General features: G+C 53.3%; 19 protein-coding genes and 1 riboswitch. Of the genes, 14 read left to right on the forward strand and 5 right to left on the reverse strand.

From position 1 onward, the window contains the following. Nucleotides 1–17: 17 nt before the first annotated feature. Nucleotides 18–1,199, reverse strand: coding sequence for an MFS transporter (locus tag DEP07_RS17570; RefSeq protein ID WP_173599965.1), 1,182 nt, complete (start codon nt 1,197–1,199; stop codon nt 18–20). Between the two features lie 195 nt (nt 1,200–1,394). Between DEP07_RS17570 and DEP07_RS17575 the strand changes: the two genes are divergently transcribed. Further along, nucleotides 1,395–1,835: an Lrp/AsnC family transcriptional regulator gene (locus DEP07_RS17575; RefSeq protein ID WP_274874754.1), complete on the forward strand. Its 441-nt coding sequence runs from the start codon at nt 1,395–1,397 to the stop codon at nt 1,833–1,835. A gap of 164 nt (nt 1,836–1,999) precedes the next feature. Here the strand turns inward: DEP07_RS17575 and DEP07_RS17580 are convergent, their stop codons facing one another. The 4 genes from DEP07_RS17580 to DEP07_RS17595 all read right to left on the reverse strand — a co-directional run bounded on the left by DEP07_RS17580 (nt 2,000) and on the right by DEP07_RS17595 (nt 4,464). Then, nucleotides 2,000–2,761, reverse strand: coding sequence for a pirin family protein (locus DEP07_RS17580; protein WP_173597948.1), 762 nt, complete (start codon nt 2,759–2,761; stop codon nt 2,000–2,002). Between the two features lie 53 nt (nt 2,762–2,814). Further along, nucleotides 2,815–3,201, reverse strand: a complete 387-nt coding sequence (locus tag DEP07_RS17585) for a DoxX family protein (protein WP_122966684.1) — start codon at nt 3,199–3,201, stop codon at nt 2,815–2,817. Nucleotides 3,202–3,277: 76 nt separating this feature from the next. Further along, nucleotides 3,278–3,904, reverse strand: coding sequence for an FMN-dependent NADH-azoreductase (locus DEP07_RS17590; RefSeq protein ID WP_122966683.1), 627 nt, complete (start codon nt 3,902–3,904; stop codon nt 3,278–3,280). Nucleotides 3,905–4,029: 125 nt separating this feature from the next. Next, nucleotides 4,030–4,464, reverse strand: coding sequence for a MarR family winged helix-turn-helix transcriptional regulator (locus tag DEP07_RS17595; protein ID WP_122966682.1), 435 nt, complete (start codon nt 4,462–4,464; stop codon nt 4,030–4,032). A gap of 182 nt (nt 4,465–4,646) precedes the next feature. Between DEP07_RS17595 and DEP07_RS17600 the strand changes: the two genes are divergently transcribed. From DEP07_RS17600 to DEP07_RS17660, 13 genes are all read left to right on the forward strand, one after another. Continuing rightward, complete coding sequence (locus tag DEP07_RS17600) at nt 4,647–5,747, forward strand: carbohydrate kinase (RefSeq protein ID WP_173599967.1); 1,101 nt, start codon at nt 4,647–4,649, stop codon at nt 5,745–5,747. Between the two features lie 3 nt (nt 5,748–5,750). Further along, nucleotides 5,751–6,677 carry a pseudouridine-5'-phosphate glycosidase gene (locus DEP07_RS17605; RefSeq protein ID WP_287102808.1) on the forward strand — a complete coding sequence of 309 codons (927 nt, stop codon included), beginning with the start codon at nt 5,751–5,753 and terminating at the stop codon, nt 6,675–6,677. A 204-nt stretch (nt 6,678–6,881) separates the two neighbouring features. Then, nucleotides 6,882–9,299: a heavy metal translocating P-type ATPase gene (locus DEP07_RS17610; RefSeq protein WP_122966679.1), complete on the forward strand. Its 2,418-nt coding sequence runs from the start codon at nt 6,882–6,884 to the stop codon at nt 9,297–9,299. Nucleotides 9,300–9,388: 89 nt separating this feature from the next. After that, complete coding sequence (locus DEP07_RS17615) at nt 9,389–9,589, forward strand: copper ion binding protein (RefSeq protein WP_063229343.1); 201 nt, start codon at nt 9,389–9,391, stop codon at nt 9,587–9,589. A 296-nt stretch (nt 9,590–9,885) separates the two neighbouring features. After that, nucleotides 9,886–10,707, forward strand: coding sequence for a PHP domain-containing protein (locus tag DEP07_RS17620; RefSeq protein WP_122966678.1), 822 nt, complete (start codon nt 9,886–9,888; stop codon nt 10,705–10,707). Further along, nucleotides 10,683–11,465, forward strand: coding sequence for a sugar phosphate isomerase/epimerase family protein (locus tag DEP07_RS17625; RefSeq protein ID WP_173597949.1), 783 nt, complete (start codon nt 10,683–10,685; stop codon nt 11,463–11,465). The genes DEP07_RS17620 and DEP07_RS17625 overlap by 25 nt, the downstream gene beginning before the upstream one ends. A gap of 15 nt (nt 11,466–11,480) precedes the next feature. After that, entirely contained in the window at nt 11,481–12,260 is a 780-nt protein-coding gene (surE, locus tag DEP07_RS17630; protein WP_122966676.1) for a 5'/3'-nucleotidase SurE, read from the forward strand. 36 nt (nt 12,261–12,296) lie between these two features. Continuing rightward, the gene (locus DEP07_RS17635) at nt 12,297–13,376 is read left to right on the forward strand and encodes an ABC transporter substrate-binding protein (RefSeq protein ID WP_173597950.1); all 1,080 of its coding nucleotides are present in this window, start codon (nt 12,297–12,299) and stop codon (nt 13,374–13,376) included. Then, nucleotides 13,366–15,108, forward strand: a complete 1,743-nt coding sequence (locus tag DEP07_RS17640; protein ID WP_280649148.1) for an ABC transporter permease — start codon at nt 13,366–13,368, stop codon at nt 15,106–15,108. Before DEP07_RS17635 ends, DEP07_RS17640 begins: the two co-directional genes overlap by 11 nt. Next, nucleotides 15,105–16,160 carry an ABC transporter ATP-binding protein gene (locus DEP07_RS17645; RefSeq protein WP_280649147.1) on the forward strand — a complete coding sequence of 352 codons (1,056 nt, stop codon included), beginning with the start codon at nt 15,105–15,107 and terminating at the stop codon, nt 16,158–16,160. The genes DEP07_RS17640 and DEP07_RS17645 overlap by 4 nt, the downstream gene beginning before the upstream one ends. A 162-nt stretch (nt 16,161–16,322) precedes the next feature. After that, a riboswitch (cyclic di-AMP (ydaO/yuaA leader) is annotated at nt 16,323–16,469 on the forward strand. 431 nt (nt 16,470–16,900) lie between these two features. After that, entirely contained in the window at nt 16,901–18,121 is a 1,221-nt protein-coding gene (locus DEP07_RS17650) for a quaternary amine ABC transporter ATP-binding protein (protein WP_122966700.1), read from the forward strand. Beyond that, nucleotides 18,105–18,947, forward strand: coding sequence for an ABC transporter permease (locus DEP07_RS17655; protein WP_122966673.1), 843 nt, complete (start codon nt 18,105–18,107; stop codon nt 18,945–18,947). Before DEP07_RS17650 ends, DEP07_RS17655 begins: the two co-directional genes overlap by 17 nt. Next, on the forward strand, nt 18,944–19,876 hold the full coding sequence (locus tag DEP07_RS17660) for a glycine betaine ABC transporter substrate-binding protein (RefSeq protein WP_122966672.1): 933 nt from the start codon (nt 18,944–18,946) through the stop codon (nt 19,874–19,876). The genes DEP07_RS17655 and DEP07_RS17660 overlap by 4 nt, the downstream gene beginning before the upstream one ends. Nucleotides 19,877–19,880: the final 4 nt, after the last annotated feature.

Genomic DNA, 19,880 nt, shown 5'->3' on the forward strand with positions numbered 1-19,880 from the left:
TTGTGTCTGTGCTTGCTTTACCTTTTGGCGGAAGCGATTGTTACTGTTCCGCTTTCTTTTGGCTGAGAAAAGGATGCGACGGCAAAGCCCAGCCCTGCGAGCACGAGCAAGCCGCCAACCCAGCTCACATGCACAATCGCCGCATGGTTGACGATCAATCCGCCCAGCCCTGCGCCAAGTGCCAGCCCCAGTTGAAAAACCGAGGTGTTGATGCTGAGCGCGACTTGGGACGAGTGCGGAGACAAAGTAATCAGGTAATACTGCTGGGCAGGGACAGTCGTCTGAACCGCAGCCACCCAGAACATGACTGCCACAATCGCGCCTGCGAACAGCATGGTGGACAAGGGCAAAAACAACAGGACGAGCGCATGCACTACCAGGCTGATGTACAAGGTGCGACGGACGCCCCATTTGTCAGTGGCGACACCGCCGATTCGCGAACCCGCGACACTGGCGAGACCAGCCATGAACAGCGTAGCGCTTACCCAGGCGGTAGACATGGCGGTCGTGCTCTGCAAGAGCGGGGTGATGTACGTGTAAACCGTCGAGTACCCTGTGACGAAGAACAAAGAGAGGAGCAGGGCGTGAATCACGCGGCGGTTGCGTAACGCTGCCAGCTGCTGGCGCAAGGGGATGGCTGCCTCGCCTTGTTCTTTTGGCAAAAAGGCAAGAATGGCTGCGAACGGAATGATGGTCAGGACGCCGATCAGGGCGAATACAGACCGCCAGCCCCACAGTTCGCCGAGCATCGTGCCAGCCGGAACGCCGAGCACAAGCGAGAGGCTAAAGCCCATGAGAATGATGGCAATGGAGCTGCCCTTTTTCTCGGGGGAGGCCATATTGGCGGCTTGCGCGAGAGCAACCACCGTGTAAATGCCGCCGCAAAGCCCGAGCAAAATACGCGAGAACAACAGCAGGGAGAACCCAGGGCTGACGAAAGCGAGCAAATTCGTCAGGATGAACACAAAAAGCGCCCAGAGGATGAGCTTTTTGCGCTCCATTTTTGCCGTGAGCGCAATCAAAATCGGTGAACCGAAAGCAAAAGCCAGGGAAAAGGCTGTAACAAGCTGGCCAGCCAGGGAGACGGAGACGTGGGTGTCATTTGCGATCATGCCGATGATGCCTGTTACGATCGATTCGGCGGTGCCCACCATAAATTCTCCCAGTGCCAGCAACAAAATCAGTGTACGTCTGGACAAAGCGGCTTCACTCCTTGGAAAAACAAGCTTTTCATGCCGCCTGACCGCGCGCTGGTCAGTGAGCATCTCGGTAGTGACATTTTACGAAACAATTTTTATAATTTACATGCATGAACCAAGGTGTTTCTCTTGTATTTCTATATAGAAGCAAGTTATTTGCAGGTTAGCGCTTATGAAATCGAAAGGGTGATAAAAGTGGATCAGGTCGATTACAAAATCATTAGCCTGTTGCATGAAAATTCGCGGATACCGTTGGCGGAGATGGGGCGAATCATCGGGATGACGCAGCCAGCGGTCAAGGAGAGGGTGCGCCGTCTGGAAGAACAAGGCGTGATCACCGGCTATCACGCGGCGATCTCGCAGGAGAAGCTGGGCAAGCACACGACTGCTTTTGTCATGTTCCGCACCAAGCAGTGCGCGGCTTTTATCGACTTTTGCAAGCAGGCGCCAGAAGTGACCGACATGTACCGGATCAGCGGGGAGTACAACTACATGCTGAAGGTCGTCACCCGTTCTACGGAGGAGTTGGTAGCTTTTTCGGAACGCACCGGAGATTTCGGCTACTCTTATACGCTGATTGTGTTGACGGCTCCTTTTGAACAAAAAATGATGCTGGAGGAAGCGAAGATTTTTTGAGCGTTTTCCCAGCAAAAAAGGCTCCGCTGTAGCCAGGCCAGGCGGGGCCGCTTTCGTTCATGTACAAAAAATAAAGACCGCCACGAGCAGGTGACGGTCTTTGTGAAGCTATGGCTATATTCATGCATAAGGGCGGTTTTTGTTTGCAGTTTGGATACAAGAAATTATTTGCGGTAAAGCGGATAGTCGACTTCGAGCGGCACCTGGATCAGCACCAAGCGCAGGGGAGCATCGTCTTTTGCCTGATAGGTGATGGTTTCCGCTGCTTCGGTTGAAACGACGACAAAGTCGCCTGTATTCGCAGTTGCTGACTGTTCACTGCCCAAAATGTTCCCGCTGCCTTCCACGACGACGACAGCGTGAGCGTAGCCAGCCGGAAGCTCCAGCGAAAAAGCTTTGCCTGCCGGAATGGCAATGTCTTTCATTGAAGAGTCGGTCACGAGCGAAATGGGAGCTTGAGAACCAATGATGTTTTTTACCGATACGCCATCCGTCGTTTCGCTTGGAAACTCTTCGTGATCATACTGATTGTAAGTCGGCGGAGTCTTTGTGGTTTTTGCCAGGTGCGGCTCAAACCAGATTTGGAACATTTCCGTATCTTTGCCCAATTCTTCGGCGTGGTAAGCTCCTGATCCTGTTTGCATGATCTGAGCGCCGCCTGTTGTCACTTGCTGCAAATTGCCCAGCGTATCCCGATGACCCACTGTGCCTTTCAAGACATAGGACAAAATTTCAAAGCCGGAATGCGGGTGAAGAGGAATTTCAAACGTTTGCAGTGATTTTGCCCATGCCCAGTAAAAAAGCGGGCCAACCCGTTTTACGACGGAACCTTCGTGGGGGAAGCCAATCGGTTTGTTTTCTACGATTTCACCGTCGCCAAAGTGTCCTTTTGCTTGTTCATTCTGTGTATAGACGCGGATTTCCATCTGTTGTGTCCTCCCTTGGTGGAATGCTGGCTTACGGGCTTAGCGAGTGTTGCTTAAAACAAAACGTATGCTCCTGGACCGATCAAAGCGACACCGATAGCGACAGCGATCAAAGTCAGGTTGTACTCGTAGCCGTTTTGCGTTACCCAATATCCATTTTGACCGTGAACCTTCACAATCGCAACCAACATTGTGAAGACAATGAGGAGAGCGCCGACCCATGTACCGACACCTGCTGCAAACAGCAAGCCGCCGACCAGTTCAGCCAATCCGGCAAGCAGAGCCATGGCAACGCCAGGTTTGACTCCGATGGACTCCAGCCAGCCGCCTGTGCCTTTCAAACCGTAGCCGCCAAACCAGCCAAACAGCTTTTGCGCACCGTGACCTGCAAACGACAACCCAATCACCAAGCGAATAATCAACAATCCAAGATCCATCATTTTTCATCTCTCCTTAATTATTTTAAATTATAGTATTTCAAATTTGAGATATTAGGACAAGAAAGGCTGGCGGGCCTTAGAAGGATTCCGCCAGTTTTGCTGCTTTTTCGATGCCTGCTGCTACGATTGCTTCTGCTTTGTCCGGGAATTGGTTGTGACCTTCTACGATCACTTCTGTCACATTGCTGATGCCCCAGAAGCCAAGCACCGTGCGAACGTAGCGGTTAGCCAGTTCGATTTCAGCCATTGGGCCTTCGGAGTATACGCCGCCGCGTGCGCTCAGGAGAGCTACTTTTTTGTCGCCCATCAGTCCAACAGGGCCTTCCGCTGTATATTTGAACGTTTTGCCTGCTTGCGACAGGTAATCAACGTAGGTGTGCAGAACAGCAGGAACGGTGAAGTTCCACATAGGGAATGCGATAACTACTTTTTCTGCATCAGTGAATTGGTTCAAATATTTGCTCACCAGTTCAGCGCCTTTTTGTTCTTCAGCAGTCAGCTCCATGCCGCGTCCAGCTTTGAACATGGCAGTGAGCAGGTCGTTTCCGTAGTAAGGAAGGTTTTCTGCGAACAGGTCCAGCTCGGCGATCTCGTCGTTTGGATGCGTTTCTTTATAAGATTTTACGAAAGCCTCGTACAGCTTTACGCTTACTGCCTGCTCAACTGGGCGATCATTTGCTTTAATGAAAAGTACTTTGCTCATGAGAAAAATATTCCCCTTTCTTTTTGTAAGCAGATAACTTTTAATGTGTAAATCTTGATTTTAAGATTATTACGTGTTGAAGGTTTTGTCAACACCTTTTTTACCCTCGGTGGGTGCTGCCCAGTCTAATAATTCTCCTGAGCAGCACGTCCCAACTTTTTTAACAAAGCAATCGCTTGCTGTTGTTCTTCCGGGGTAAGTCCCGCGACCGCTTTTTCAATCGCCTCTTGATGAGAAGGAAAAATGTCTGCCAGAAACGCATGGCCTTTTTCCGTCAGCTCGGCGTAAATGACCCGGCGGTCGGCCGAACAGGGTTTGCGAATCAACAGTTGCTTCTTTTCTAGCTTGTCCACAACGTAGGTGATATTTCCACTGGAGATCAGGATCTTTTCGCCAATTTGCTGCAATGGCTGCGGGCCCTTATGATAGAGAACTTCCAGGACGCCAAACTCGGTAGGATTCAGCCCGTGCAGGCGGATGTGCCGATTGGAGTGGGCAGTGACCCAGTTATATGATCTCGATAATACGACAAAAAGATCGAGGGAATCATTGCGATCCATGAAAAACCCTCCTTTCCAACGAATTTTCGATATCTTGAATTTAAGATAACTTTACATGAAGTCGCATCCGTTTGTCAAATAGAGGGGGGATAAAATCATCCTTTGCAAAACAAATGTTTTTATGATAGACTTTTGTTTGTAAACAAAGCTGTGAATGCTAATCAGAAGAAAGGAGGATGACCGTGGAGAAAGATATGTTGATCCTTCATCACATCCGGCAAAATCCGTTCATTTCCCAGCAAGAGCTGGCTGACTTGATCGGGATTTCGCGGTCGGCTGTAGCGGGGTATATCGCTCAGTTGACCAAGCGCGGCGAGATTAAAGGCAGAGCGTACGTATTGCGGGACGAAGGCATGATCGCTTGCATCGGTGGAGCGAACCTCGACCGAAAAGCGCGTGGAAAGCAAGCCGTGCGTCTGCATTCCTCCAATCCGGTTACGATCATGGAATCGTGTGGCGGGGTTGCCCGCAATATCGCGGAGAATCTTGGACGACTGGGATGCAATACATCCTTGTTCACCAGCATCGGTGAAGATAAGGAAGGCGAGTGGATCGTGCAGGAGACGAAAAAGCACGGAGTAGATATCAGCCAGGTGTGGCGCTTGCCTACGCAGCGCACAGGCACGTATACCGCATTGCTCGATATCGATGGGGAAATGGTCGTTTCTTTGGCGAACATGGATATTTACGACGCGCTCACACCGGAGATGTTTGCCGAGAAATGGTCGCACATTGCAGCAGCCCACGCGATTTTTATCGATACGAACATACCGGAGGATTGCTTGGCCTACATCATTAGCCGTTGCCGGGAGGAAAACATCCGACTCTTTGTTGACCCGGTCTCTTCTGCAAAAGCGAAAAAGCTCCCACAGCAATTGGACGGAGTCGAAGCGATCCTGCCCAATCGGGAGGAAGCGGAGCTGCTTTCCGGCATGACGATCAACTCTATCGAGGATTGCGCCGAAGCGTGCAAGAAAATCAGGGAGAGAGGCGTCAAGCACGTCATCGTCACCATGGGCGAAGCAGGAATTTTTTATCAGTCGGAGGACGTATCGGAGCAGATGGCGCCGTATCCGACTGAGGTAGTTGATGTAACAGGGGCAGGCGATGCGTTTGCGTCCGGCCTGTTGTACGGCATCGTGAACGGGGAGTCGTTCCAGGCTGCTTGCCGTCTCGGTTTGGCAGCATCCGCTCTGACTTTGCAGACAGAGCAGTCCGTTTCTCCCTTGCTCAAAGCGGAACAACTGCAATTGACCGTTGGACAATACGAAAAGGAGCGATAAAAGATGAAACAATACCTGACCTTTACTGAGGAAGTACGCCACGCGCTGGAGAACAACTTGCCAGTAGTTGCCCTGGAGACTACGATTATCTCCCACGGGATGCCATACCCGCAAAACATCGAAATGGCAAAAGAAGTAGAGCAAATCATCCGCGACAATGGCGCAGTGCCAGCGACAATCGGAATCATGGACGGCAAAATCAAAATCGGTTTGACCGAGAGCGAGCTGGAAGAGTTCGCGACCAACAAATCGGTGGAAAAAGTGAGCCGCCGCGACTTCCCTTACGTCCTCGCAAGCGGCAAAATCGGTGCGACGACAGTAGCGGCAACCATGATCGCAGCCGATCTGGCTGGCATCCGCATGTTTGCGACTGGCGGTATCGGCGGGGTACACCGCGATGGCGAAATTACGTGGGACGTATCTGCTGACTTGACTGAGCTGGCGCAAACAAGCGTTGCGGTTGTATGCGCTGGCGCAAAATCGATCCTGGATATCGGACGCACGCTGGAATACTTGGAGACGCAAGGCGTGCCGGTGGTCGGCTACCGCACTGCCGAGTTCCCGTCCTTCTTCGCTCGCGAAAGCGGATTTGGCGTAGACTTCCGTCTGGATACGCCAGAAGAAGTCGGCACTTTGATGAACACCAAATGGAAGCTCGGTCTGACTGGCGGCTTGATCATCGCCAACCCGGTACCGGAAGCAGACGCGCTTGACCACAAGCAAATCGAAGGCGTAATTTTGCAGGCGCTCAAAGAAGCGAAGGAAAACAACATCGCAGGCAAAAAAGTAACACCGTTCCTGCTCGACAAAGTGAAACAACTGACAGCAGGCAAAAGCTTGCAAACGAATATCGCTCTCGTAAGACACAATGCGGAAGTAGCGGCAAAAGTAGCTGCTGCCTACCAAAAAGAAGTGAACGCAGGAAAATAAACAGTCATTCCAGGCTCCCGATGATGAAAATCGGGGGCTTTTTTTGTGCGTCGAGAAAAGCCAAAGAAGCAGAGGAGAAAAATTTTAAAAAAATCACTTGATATACCCTGTGGGGGTATTGTATATTGAGAGTGTGATAAGAAATGAACGTAAGGGGAACTATACAATGAAATATACCCTCTAAGGGTATTTGGGGGAATTGGTATGAGTGCCAAAACGGCAGAAGCTACAGTTCCGATTTCAGGGATGACATGTGCAGCCTGCGCGCTGCGCATTGAAAAAGGCTTGAAGAAGCTGGATGGTGTAGAAACAGCCAATGTGAATTTGGCTTTGGAAAAATCGACAGTCGTCTTCGATCCGGCCAAAACGAGTCTCGACGATATACGCTCGAAGATCGAGGCGCTTGGCTACGGCGTCGTCGCCGACAAAGTCGAGCTGAATATTACAGGCATGACTTGTGCGGCGTGTTCAACCCGAATCGAAAAGGGTCTGAACAAAATGCCTGGCGTGTTGAAGGCAAACGTGAACCTGGCGATGGAAACAGCTACGGTCGAATACGATTCTGCTCAGCTGGGCGTGTCTGATCTTGTGCGGCAGGTAGAAAAGCTGGGATACCAGGCAACGCGCAAGGAAGAGGGCAAAGAAGAGGAGCAGGTTGACCGCCGCATGGCCGAGATCAAGCGGCAGACGCAAAAGTTCTGGATTTCCCTCGTGCTGTCGCTGCCGCTGCTCTGGTCGATGGTCAGCCACTTTTCCTTCACTTCGTTCATCTGGTTGCCGGACTTCCTGATGAACCCGTGGGTACAACTGGCCTTGGCGACTCCTGTGCAGTTCATCATCGGGGCGCAGTTTTACGCAGGGGCCTACAAAGCGCTTCGCAACAAGAGCGCGAACATGGATGTGCTGGTCGCGCTCGGCACCTCGGCTGCCTATTTTTACAGTCTGTACGTGGCGATCTCGTCCATCGGGTCACACGCCCACATGCTGGAGCTTTACTTTGAAACGAGCGCTGTGCTGATTACCTTGATTTTGCTGGGCAAATTGTTTGAAGCCAAGGCGAAGGGACGCTCTTCGGAAGCAATCCGCAAGCTGATGGGCTTGCAAGCGAAAACAGCCGTAGTCGTCCGCGACGGTGTGGAAATTACGATCCCTGTTGAAGAAGTGCGGCCTGGAGATATCGTGAACGTGAAGCCAGGCGACAAGGTGCCAGTGGATGGCATCGTGCTGGAGGGGCAGTCTGCGGTCGACGAATCCATGCTGACGGGGGAAAGCATCCCGGTAGATAAAGCGGCTGGAGATGCCGTCATCGGAGCCACCTTGAACAAAAACGGTTTCCTGAAGGTGAAAGCGACCAAAGTCGGGAAGGAAACGGCGCTGGCGCAAATCATCAAAGTCGTGGAGGAAGCGCAAGGGACAAAAGCGCCGATTCAACGACTCGCAGACAGCATTTCCGGGATTTTCGTTCCGATTGTCGTCGGAATTGCGGTGGTGACTTTTCTCATCTGGTATTTCGCCGTCATTCCCGGCAACTTTGCCGAGGCGCTGGAAAAGGCTATCGCCGTGCTGGTAATCGCTTGCCCGTGCGCACTTGGCCTGGCGACTCCAACCTCGATTATGGCTGGCTCTGGCCGCGCAGCGGAACTGGGCATTTTGTTCAAAGGGGGAGAGCATCTGGAGACGGCGCACCATTTGGATACGATTGTCCTCGACAAGACAGGAACCGTAACCAAAGGAGAGCCGGAGCTGACAGACGTGATTTCGCTTGATTTTGCCGAGCCAGAACTGCTTGCGCTGGTAGGCGCGGCCGAGAAAAACTCCGAGCATCCACTTGCCCAGGCGATCGTTCGCGGGATCGCGGAAAAAGGCATAGCGCTTGGGCAAACCAGCGTGTTTGAAGCGATTCCCGGCTTCGGGATTCGGGCAACCGTCGACAGCAGAGAAGTGCTGGTCGGGACCCGCCGTCTGCTCGAACAGCACCACATATCGTATCAGGCTGTTTCAGACACGATGCTTTCGCTGGAACAAGCGGGTAAAACGGCGATGCTGGCAGTCATCGACGGCAAGCTTGCCGGGTTGATTGCCGTAGCGGATACGATCAAGCCGACTTCGAAGCAAGCAATCGAACGCCTGAAAGCGATGGGGCTGACGGTCATCATGATGACGGGCGACAACCGTCAAACCGCCGAAGCGATTGCTCGCGAGGCAGGAATTGAGCACGTCATCGCCGAAGTCCTGCCCGAAGGCAAGGCTGCCGAGGTGAAAAAGCTTCAGGCAGAGGGCAAGAAAGTGGCTATGGTCGGCGACGGAATCAACGATGCTCCGGCACTGGCTACCGCTGATATCGGCATGGCGATCGGCACGGGAACAGATGTGGCGATGGAAGCGGCCGACATTACCTTGATGCGCGGCGAGCTGACCAGTGTCGCTGACGCCATCGAAATGAGCAAGCGAACCATTCGCAACATCAAGCAAAACCTGTTCTGGGCTTTTGCCTACAACACGCTGGGCATTCCGTTTGCAGCCTTGGGCTTCCTCGCTCCATGGTTAGCCGGAGCCGCGATGGCTTTCAGCTCCGTCTCCGTCGTGCTCAACGCCCTGCGCTTGCAGCGAGTGAAGCTGTAAGCTGCCATCTGCCATCTGTCGTTTACAAACAGCAACAAGCGGCTTTGTCCGCATCATTTATACACATACACTCAAAGGAGAGATTGAGAATGAAAAACGTAACACTGAATGTAGAAGGCATGTCTTGCAACCATTGCGTGAATACCGTGGAAAAAACGTTGAAAGAGCTGGGAGCAGAAGGCAAAGTCAATCTGGCGGCCAAAACAGTAGAGGTTTCCTTCAACGAAAGCACGCTGACGCTGGATGCCATCAAGGAAGCAATCGAAGAACAAGGATACGATGTCGTTTAAATAGCGACTGTCTCTTTGAACACAAAGCCCCTGCCTGAACATTAGTTCGGGTGGGGGTTTTTCGTTTTCCTCTCCACCAGTGCCGTTTGCCCACGAACTTTTCGCTTTTGTAAAGACTTTGTAAATCGTTAACACCTCCTCAACAATCCGGCAGGGGATCGACCGAAAAGGCGCATGGACAGGCGTCTGGCCTTTATCAAACCTTGTCGCCTGCTTTATACGCCCTTCAAAAACGACAGCTACAATGAAATCAAACGAAATCAAACAAGTCGGAAAAGAACAGGAGGAGTGGTCAGATGATGGACTTGCATATGCACACCACCGCTTCTGACGGGAAGCTCACTCCCGCAGAGCTGCTTGCCGAGGCAAGCGAGCGGGGAGTGACTCACCTAGCCATTACAGACCATGATACCGTCGATGGATATCTGCTGGCTCGCGATGAGGCCGAACGTCTCGGTCTGAAGCTCATACCGGGAATCGAATGGAACACGGACGGCCCAGAAGACGAGTTGCATATTTTGGGTTACGGCCTCGATATATCGGATGCCCGGCTCCTGCACGTCATGGACAGGCGCCAACGGGAGCGGATCGAGTGGATCGCCGAAATCGTCGAACGCTGCAATCGTTTAGGTATGGCGATCACCATGGAAGAATGCACAGCCCGGGCAAAAGGCGACGTGCTGGTGCGCACAGATGTGGCAGAAGTTTTGGCAGCACGCGGCTTTTGCTCCACTCCGCAAGCGGCGTTCGAGACGTATTTGCGAAAAGGCTGCCCGGCCTATGTGCCCCGTCCTTCCTTCTCGGCACGCGAAGCGATTGAGCTTACTCATGAAGTAGGCGGCATTGCGATTTTGGCCCATCCGGGTATTTACTCGTTTGAAGTGAAGCTGGATGCGTTGCTTGCCTACGGCATCGATGGCATCGAGGTGTACTATTCGAAGCATTCCGCGCAACAGATGGCATTTTGGGAGCGGCAAGCTAAGGTGAATCACCTGATCCGCTCGGGAGGCAGCGACTTTCACGGGCACGGCTCGCGCAACCCTTACCCGGTTGGCAGTGTGCCGATCCCGGCAGAGGTAAAGGAGTGGTGGACATGCTGTATGTTTCATCGACATTGATGTGGTCCTACCCGGTAGAAGCGGCGATTTTGATTGCCAGGCAGTACGGATTTGCCGGGATGGAGGTCTGGGCCGAGCACGTCTGGTTCCACAAAAGCAACCCGCGGGAAATTCAGCAGGCCGCCAAACGCGTCGGCATGAAGCTGACTTTGCATGCGGCTAGCTGGGACTTGAACTTGTGCTCGCTGAATAGCGGCATTCGCAAACAATCGGTGGAGGAAATCAAGCGGTCGTTGGCTCTCGCGGGGGAGATCGGAGCGAAAAGCGTGACGATCCATCCGGGACGATTGACTTTGACCCACAAAAACCGGGAATGGCACGAAGCGGTGCTCATCGAGAGCCTGAACGAGCTGGCGCAAGAGGCTGTGCGTCTGGGAAGGGTGCTGTCCATCGAGCATATCGAGCCGTTGCCAAAAGAACTGATCGTGACGCCGGGGGATTTGAACAGGCTGCGTGCAGCGCTGAACTATCCGACGGCAGCGACCTTGGATATCGCCCATGTGCCCCTGACCTGTTCTCTGCCGCAGTTTCTCGGAGAACTGGAGGGAGTCGACAAAATCCATGTGAGCGATGCGACAGCAACCAAGCTGCATGTGCCACTCGGAACAGGGGAAATTGACCTGCCGACGATTTGGCCGCTCTTGCTTGCGGAAGAGAAGCCGCTGGTTGTAGAAGGCTTCGACGATGCGCGGAATTTGTCCCAACTCAAGCAAAACCTGCTCTTTTTGCAACAAGGCCACAGTGTCTCATTTGGATAGGAGGTTTGTATTATTTTGAACATTCTCGTAGTGAATGATGATGGAATTTTCTCCAGCGGCGTGCTGTGTCTGGCGCAAGCCCTGCAGCCGTTCGGCAATGTATCCATTGTCTGCCCGGATCAGGAACGAAGTGCGATCAGCCATGCGATCACACTGAAATCACCTGTAAAAGCAAACAAAGTAAACTTTTTCGATACTTCATTGGAAGCGTGGGCTGTCAACGGCACTCCCGCCGACTGCGTCAAAATGGCGATTGAGGTGATTCTCAAAGAAAAGCCGGACGTGATTGTTTCCGGGATCAACCGCGGGCCGAATCTCGGGCGGGACGTGTTTTACTCGGGCACGATCTCGGCTGCGATCGAGGGGGCGATGTACCAGATTCCTTCTGTCGCGATCTCGCTCGCCACGCTGAAGCCGAACCCGAACTTTTCGATCGTGGAGCCGTTGGCCTACGAAGTGTTTGAAACGCTATTCAGGCACAAGCTCAGCCCGGAAGCGGTACTGAATATCAACTTGCCGTACTTGTCCAAAGAAATGGTAAAAGGCGTTGCGGTGACGCCATTGGCAATGGATGTGCTGCGCTATCAGTACGTCGGACTGAACGACCCGCAGGGCTACCTGTGCTACTGGCTATCCGATCATTTGAGCGAACTGAACTTTGAGGATGAGGAGTCGGATTACTACAAGCTGCGCGACGGGTTCATCACGATTACGCCTCTGCAATTGAACATGACCAACACGGCCATGAAGACGAAGATCGGAAAATGGTTTCAAGGTGCGAAGCAAAGCTCTTAACTCATAAGCCTACTTAATGATCAGGAGGAATAAAAAATGAAACGTGTTCTGTTGCAAAAATGGACTCTTTCTTTGTTCGCGGCCGTATCGGTCTTCGGACTTGCTGCCTGCGGTTCCCAGCCTTCTTCGTCGACCCCATCCCAGCCAGCGTCGCAGTCGACTCCGGCTGCCACAACGGAGCCTGCTGCCCCGAAAGTAGCGGGAACCTTGAGCTTTTACACGTCCCAGCCGGATGCGGATGCAGCTTCTTTGATCGACGCTTTTTCCAAGAAGTATCCTGACGTGAAAGTAGATCTGTTCCGCTCGGGAACGGAGGAAGTCATCAGCCGCTTGCAGGCCGAAGCACAGGCAGGGCAAGTAAAAGCTGACGTGCTGTTGGTCGCGGATGCGCCCACCTTTGTCAGCCTGAAAAAACAAGATTTGCTCATGCCGTACACTTCGCCTGAAGCGGCGGACATTCCGGCGGAGTGGAAAGACGCGGACGGCGCGTACACCGGAACGAAAGTCATGGCGACTGTGCTCGCGGTCAACACGAGCAAGGTCAAAGCTCTCCCGGACAGCTGGAAAGTGCTGACGAGTCCGGAAGCGGCGAACAAAGCGATTATGCCAAGCCCGCTCTACTCAGGCGCAGCGGCTTACAATGTCGGGGTGTTTACGCGCCAGCCTGATTTGGGCTGGGATTACATCAGCGGGCTGAAAACGAATCAAATGACCGTCATTAAAGGAAATGGCGCCGTGCTCAAAAGTGTAGCGGGCGGCGAAAAAGATTACGGCATGGTCGTCGACTATCTGGTTGCCCGCGCCAAAAAAGACGGTTCGCCCGTCGAGATCGTGTATCCAAAAGAAGGCGTGCCTGTCATCACGGAGCCGATCGGCATCATGAAAGCGACCAAAAACCAGGAGGCTGCCAAAGCGTTTGTCGATTTCGTCCTCTCCGAAGAAGGGCAAAAGCTCGCCAGCGGCCTGGGCTATACACCGATCCGCAAAGGAGTAGCAGCACCGGAAGGACTGTACGCACAAGATCAAATCAAGGCGCTTTCCGCCAATATTGACGAACTGGAAGCTTCCAGGGAAGCGGACAAAAAGAAATTTGGAGAGATGATGGGTGGCAAGTAACTGGCAGACGGTAGTGAGCGAGAGACAGATGGGGGAGCGGCGCAAGTTCGCCGCCTCCCTGTCCATGGATAAGGCGGCTACCTGGTTCGTGCTGGTGCCGGTCGCCTTCTTTTTTGTCTATCCGTTGTGGAAGCTGATTGTGCTTAGTATCCAGACAGAAGCAGGGCTTGGCTTGCACTACTTTCAGGAGGTGCTTGTCAATGCCCGGACGTGGGATGCAGTCGGTCATACTGTGCTGGCAGCAGGTATTTCCACCGTCATCTCGGTAGTCGTCGGCGTGGCGCTTGCCTGGCTGTGCGCGTATACCGATATACGCTGGAAAGGTGCGATTCACGCGTTTGCCCTTTTGCCGCTGCTCATCCCGTCCTATGTAATGACGCTGGCCTGGACGCAGCTGGCAGGGCCGCAGGGTGTGCTGAACAGGGCTGCGAGCTGGGTGATGGGCAGTCCGGTCGAGCTGTGGAACGTGTACGGGCTGGATGGGATCATCGTCGTGATGGGGCTGACTCATTATCCGCTGGTGTACATGTTGACGCTGTCTGTGCTGTACCGGATTCCGAAAGAGCTGGAGTGGGCGGCGCATTCCGCGGGAGCAAGCGCGCGGGCTGTGTTTGCCAAAGTGACGCTTCCGCTCGCCTTGCCAGGCATTGCGGGAGGCGGACTGCTGGCGTTTATCTCCGGGCTGGACAACTTCGGGATTCCGGCATTTTTGGGTATCCCGGAAAATATCTCTGTACTCAGTACACTGATCTACGAGGAAGTGATCGGATTTGGGCCGAGCGCTTTTGCCAGGGCGGCTGTCCTGTCTGTTTTGCTCGGCGTCATTGCGCTGGCAGGGACAGGGATGCAGTGGGTTTTGCTGCGGAAAAGCCGGGTAGACCAGACCAGTGCCGAGGACAAGTCCATCCGGCGGTCTTTGGGCAAGCACCGTTTGACGGCGGAGGTTTTGGTGGGCGGGTTTTTGCTTGTGACGAGCCTGCTTCCGCTTTTGTCGATGGCCGCAACCGCTTTTGTCAAAGCGTACGGCTTGCCGTTTGTCCCGGAAAATTTGACGTGGAAGCACTTTGCCTTCGTAATGTTCGACCACGCAGGTACGAAGGGAGCCATCGGCAACAGCTTGATGCTTGCCAGCATGACGGGTGTCTTGTGCGTCGTCGCGGGCACGCTGTTCGCCTACTGGCGCATTCATAAGCCGTCTGCGCTTGGCAAAGCGATGGAAGGGGCTGTAGCGCTGCCGTATGCGCTTCCGGGCATGGTGCTCGGACTTGCGATGATTTTGACCTGGATTGAACCGATTCCCGGCTGGCAGCCAGGCATATACGGAACGGTTTGGCTGATCATGATCGCTTACGTGACGCGCTTTCTCATTTTGCAAGTCAAAAGCAGTACGGTTTCGATCATGCAAGTGGGCAAAGAAGTGGAGGAAGCGGCACGGATCAACGGCGGGCGCTTCTGGACGAGATGGCGGCGCATTTTGCTCCCGCTCTACGCGCCGGGCATGGCAACAGGTTTGTTTCTGGTCTTTCTCACCGCTTTTACAGAGCTGACGATTTCGTCGCTCTTGTGGTCATCCGGCTCGGAAACGATCGGTGTCGTCATTTTCAGCTTTGAGCAGGCGGGATCGACAACGTACAGCACGGCCCTCTCGACTTTGATCGTAGGAGCCATCCTGCTGGTGCTCGCGGCGGGCAGTCTGTGGAAACGATACTGGCAACGGAGGATCGAACAATGAACAGTGCGCGGGTAATAGGGGTATCGAAAAAATTCGGGAATGTCACGGCGCTCCACCATCTCGATTTGCAGATCGGCCAGGGCGAGTTTGTCGCTTTGCTCGGTCCGAGCGGCTGCGGCAAAACGACGCTGCTGCGGCTCCTTGCCGGGTTCGAATCCCCGACAAGCGGAGAAATCTGGATCAACAACGAGTGTGTAGCCAGCGCGGCCAAGCGCAAGCCGCCGGAAGAACGGCGGATTGGCATGGTGTTTCAGTCGTTCGCCCTCTGGCCGCATTTGACGGTCTACGAAAACGTGGCGTTTCCTTTGCAGCATCAACAGCAGGTGCCGGAAGCGTACAAGCAAAACCCGAAAGCGCGGGTAGCCCAGATGCTGGAGATGGTCGGTCTGGGCGGTATGGAGGAGCGGTTCCCCAGTCAGCTTTCCGGTGGGCAAAAGCAGCGTGTGGCGCTGGCGCGCGCCATCGTGTTCAATCCGACCTTGTTGCTGATGGACGAACCGTTGAGCAGTCTGGACGCCGAGCTGCGCATGCAGATGCGAAAAGAAATCCAGTTCATTCACCGCGAACTGGGTACGTCGATTGTCTATGTGACGCACGATCAATCCGAGGCACTGGCCATGGCTGATCGCATTGTCGTGATGAAGGGCGGCAGAGTTGAGCAGGCAGGCACTCCGCACGACATTTACTACGCCCCGGAGTCGCCGTTTGTCGCCAAGTTTGTCGGCAGAGCCAACTTTTTAAAAGGGAACTGGGCTGCCGCGAACACCTTTTTGCTGGAAAAACAGGGAGCGTCATCGTTGCCGATCACCGTTTCGCGTGATTTTTCCGCTTTTTTCGATCAGCAAGTATTGCCTGTTCGCCCGGACCAGTTGAAGCTGTCCACCTGGCAACAAGGCGCGGACGGGATCATGGGCAAGGTCGCTCACGTCCAGTTTCAGGGCCGGGAGCTGATTTACTCGATTCGCGTCGGGGAAGAGGAATGGGAAGTGGTCACCGATATTAGCGAGCGGTTTGCTTACGATGATTCTGTACTGGTGAGCATTTGCGTGTAAGCTGGAAAGCAGGCGAAATAGCTTTCATTGGTGAGCAACCGATAGCTAATGTCAGGATATAAATAAAGAACGATCAAGCATGAGGCAAGCAGGCAGAAGCGAGCATTCACAATAATTGGCAGCAGGCGTATAATCAAATCACATTACCGAATCTGATTCAAACATTTCATACGGCCTAGTTCCGGGGCAACCCGGAAGCGGGGGAACCAATCTTTTGGGGTTAATCCTGAGCAATCAGGAGGGATGAGATAAGTCTTCTCTGCCATCCTACCCGTCAGCTAACCTCGTCGGCCAAAGCAGGGAAGGTTCATGAAGCGATGAAGTCTGGGCAATGATGCGAAAAAAGAGGAGCGGTCCTCTTCGGGCGCGTTTATAGGCCATTTCAGACTTTTTCTTTGGGACCTTTGTTCTTGAGAAAAAGGATGAAATAGGTCTATTTTTTATGGCGATTTTCATGTGTGGCTTTTGTCATACGCGTGCATGTCGATGTGCGAGGATGGCGGGCGGCAAATGAATTTCGGCATAAACCCGGTGCATGAAACCAAAAAACGAACAGCGAAATCAGGAAGACAGCGTACAGGGAGCCTTTTGCACAGGGGCGCCAGGTATTAGGTAAGCCTGCGTTATTCTGCAAAAATCGAGCGTACACAAGCGGCAGCGTCTGCAGGTGGTTCGTCCGGTTGGAAGCGGAACTTCGCAGGTTTTTTCATTTGGGAAAACAAGAAAGGGAGGAAAGGCTCATGCCCAAAATGACAGTCAGGCAATTGACGAAAGTGTTTGGCAAGCAGCCGCAGGCAGCGTTAAAGCTGTTGGAGCAAGGATGGACAAAGGAGCAAATTTTTAAAGAGACAGGGCAATCGATCGGTGTGAACCAGATCAGCTTCTCGGTAGCAGAGGGCGAAATTTTCGTCATTATGGGGCTGTCAGGCAGCGGCAAATCTACCTTGATCCGACTTTGCAACCGCCTGATTGAGCCAACCACTGGGAGCGTTCAGATCGATGGCGAAGAACTCATTGGTATGAAGCCGGCTCATTTGCGCGAGGTACGCAGGAGAAAGCTCGGCATGGTTTTTCAAAATTTCGCGCTCTTCCCACAGCGAACGGTACGGGAAAACATCGAATTCGGTTTGGAGATTCAGCAAGTACCGCATGGATTGAGGCAAGAAAAAGCACGCGAAGCGCTTGCGCTCGTCGGGCTTTCCGAGTGGGAAAATGCCTTCCCTGATCAATTGAGCGGCGGAATGAGGCAGAGGGTCGGCCTGGCCCGGGCGCTCGCCAACAATCCCGACATTTTGCTGATGGATGAAGCGTTCAGTGCCCTTGATCCGCTGATTCGAAAAGACATGCAGGATGAGCTGCTAGAGCTTCAGCTAACGATGAAAAAGACTATTTTGTTCATTACTCACGATCTGCATGAGGCATTGCGGCTCGGTGACCGGATCGCCCTGATGAAAGACGGTCGCTTCATCCAGGTCGGGCGTCCCGAAGAAATCATGACCGATCCTGCGGATGAATTCGTGAAAAAATTCGTTGAGGATGCAGACTTGTCCAAAGTGCTGGTGGCAAAACACGTGATGAAAAGGGCAGAAGCGATTACTCCTGACAAAGGTGCGAGGGTGGCCCTCCAGCTCATGATGGACAACGGGGTATCCAGTCTGTACATCGTAGACAAAAAGCGGACATTGCTTGGGCTTGTTACCGCCTATGACGTTTCGCTTGCGATCAATACGGGCGAGTCGCTTGAAACCATGATGAAAAAAGATATCCCCAGCGTGGGGCCAGATGCCCGTCTGAACAGCCTGTTTCCTCTGATGGCAGATTTGCACGTTCCGATTGCTGTCGTGGGTGAGGAGCGGCGTCTGTTGGGCGTCATTGTCAAGGGAGCGGTGCTCGGCGGGCTTGTCGGCAAGGTCAATCCGCAGCAGGGAGCAGAGGTGATGCCTCATGGATTCCGTGCCTAAGTTGCCGATCGGTGAGTGGGTGGAACGAATCGTTGAGGCGCTCGGTCAGCACAAAGGCATTTTGTTCGATCCGATCGCGATCATCATTTCGGGAATGGTCACGTACTTTACCGAGGTTTTGGCTGCGATACCGTCTGTTATTCTCATTTTGCTGTTCGGGGCGCTGGCCTGGGTATTTGGCGGGCGATCTTCGATGTTTTTCACATTGCTTGGGCTGTTTCTCATTGCCAATCTGGGGTACTGGGATGAAACGGTCGAAACGCTCGGCTTGGTTATTGCTTCTGCCCTGTTGTCCATCACTGTAGGGATTCCTGCGGGTATTGCCTGCGCGCGAAGCGATACTTTCACGAAGCTGGTCATGCCGTTGCTAGATTTGATGCAGACGATGCCAGCATTCGTTTACTTGATCCCGGCCATTTTCTTTTTTGGACTGGGCGAAGTACCAGGGGTCATTGCTTCCGTTATCTTTGCGCTGCCGCCGATCGTCCGATTTACGAATCTCGGCATACGTCAGGTTCCGCCGGAGCTTGCAGAAGCAGCGGATGCTTTCGGCTCATCGAGATGGCAAAAGTTGATGAAGGTGCAACTGCCTTTGGCGAAGACGACCATCATGGCGGGAGTCAACCAGTGCATCATGCTTGCGCTTTCGATGGTGGTTATCGCCGCCATGATCGGAGCAAAAGGATTGGGAGCCGATGTTTATCGGGCTGTATCCCAGGTGGATATCGGCAAAGGTTTTGAAGCGGGGTTATCGATCGTGATTATTGCTATCGTTCTGGACCGCATTTCCCAGCATGCCAAACAAAAGGAGAGAAAAGCGTTATGAACAAGTTCACGCGAAAAAATGCACTGACATGGGTGGTGGCTGCGGCTATTATGCTGGCAGGCTGCTCTCAGCAAGGCTCTACACCGACAGGGGCGACGATTGGGCACAATCCGAATCCCGTCCAGGTGCCGAAGAACGCGATTGGGGAAGCAGTGGGATATAAAATCATCGGAATTGACGCTGGTGCCGGCTCGATGGTGAAGACTGAGGAAGTCATGAAGCTGTACGGCCTGGACAACTGGCAGCTCGTAGAAGGATCGGATGCGGCGATGACTGCCGCGCTGACGCGTGCCTACGAACAGAAGCAACCAATTATCATCACGGGTTGGACGCCGCATTGGATGTTCAAAAAACTGGATCTGAAATATTTGCAGGACCCGAAAAACGGCTTTGGCGGAGCTGAACAGATTCATACCATCGTTCGAAAAGGATTGAAGCAGGATCACCCTGCCGCCTATCGGTTTCTGGACGCGTTCCAATGGAAGCCTGCGGACATGGAAGCTGTGATGGTACATATTTTGGACGGGAAAAAACCAGAGGAAGCGGCTGCGGAGTGGGTGAAAAACAACGAAGACAAGGTCGGGAAGTGGGTAGAGGGGCTTGCTCCGGTTCAAAAAGAAAAGCTGACCATCGCTTACGTGGCATGGGACTCGGAAATTGCCAGTTCGCACATAGTGAAGGAAGTGCTGGAGACAAAGCTCGGATATGAGGTGGAATTGAGTCAGGTCCAGGCTGGACCGATGTGGGCAGGCGTAGCCATGGGCGATGTGGACGGGATGGTAGCAGCCTGGCTTCCCTCTACCGATGCGAGCTACCTCAAAAAGTTCGGGGATCAGTTGGAAGACCTTGGCCCCAATCTGGACGGAACCAAAATCGGGTTGGTGGTTCCAGGCTATATGAACATCCAGTCGATTGAGGAGCTCAAATAAACGG

It is taken from the genome of Brevibacillus sp. (assembly GCF_003521185.1).
GTDB classification, from domain to species: domain Bacteria; phylum Bacillota; class Bacilli; order Brevibacillales; family Brevibacillaceae; genus Brevibacillus; species Brevibacillus parabrevis.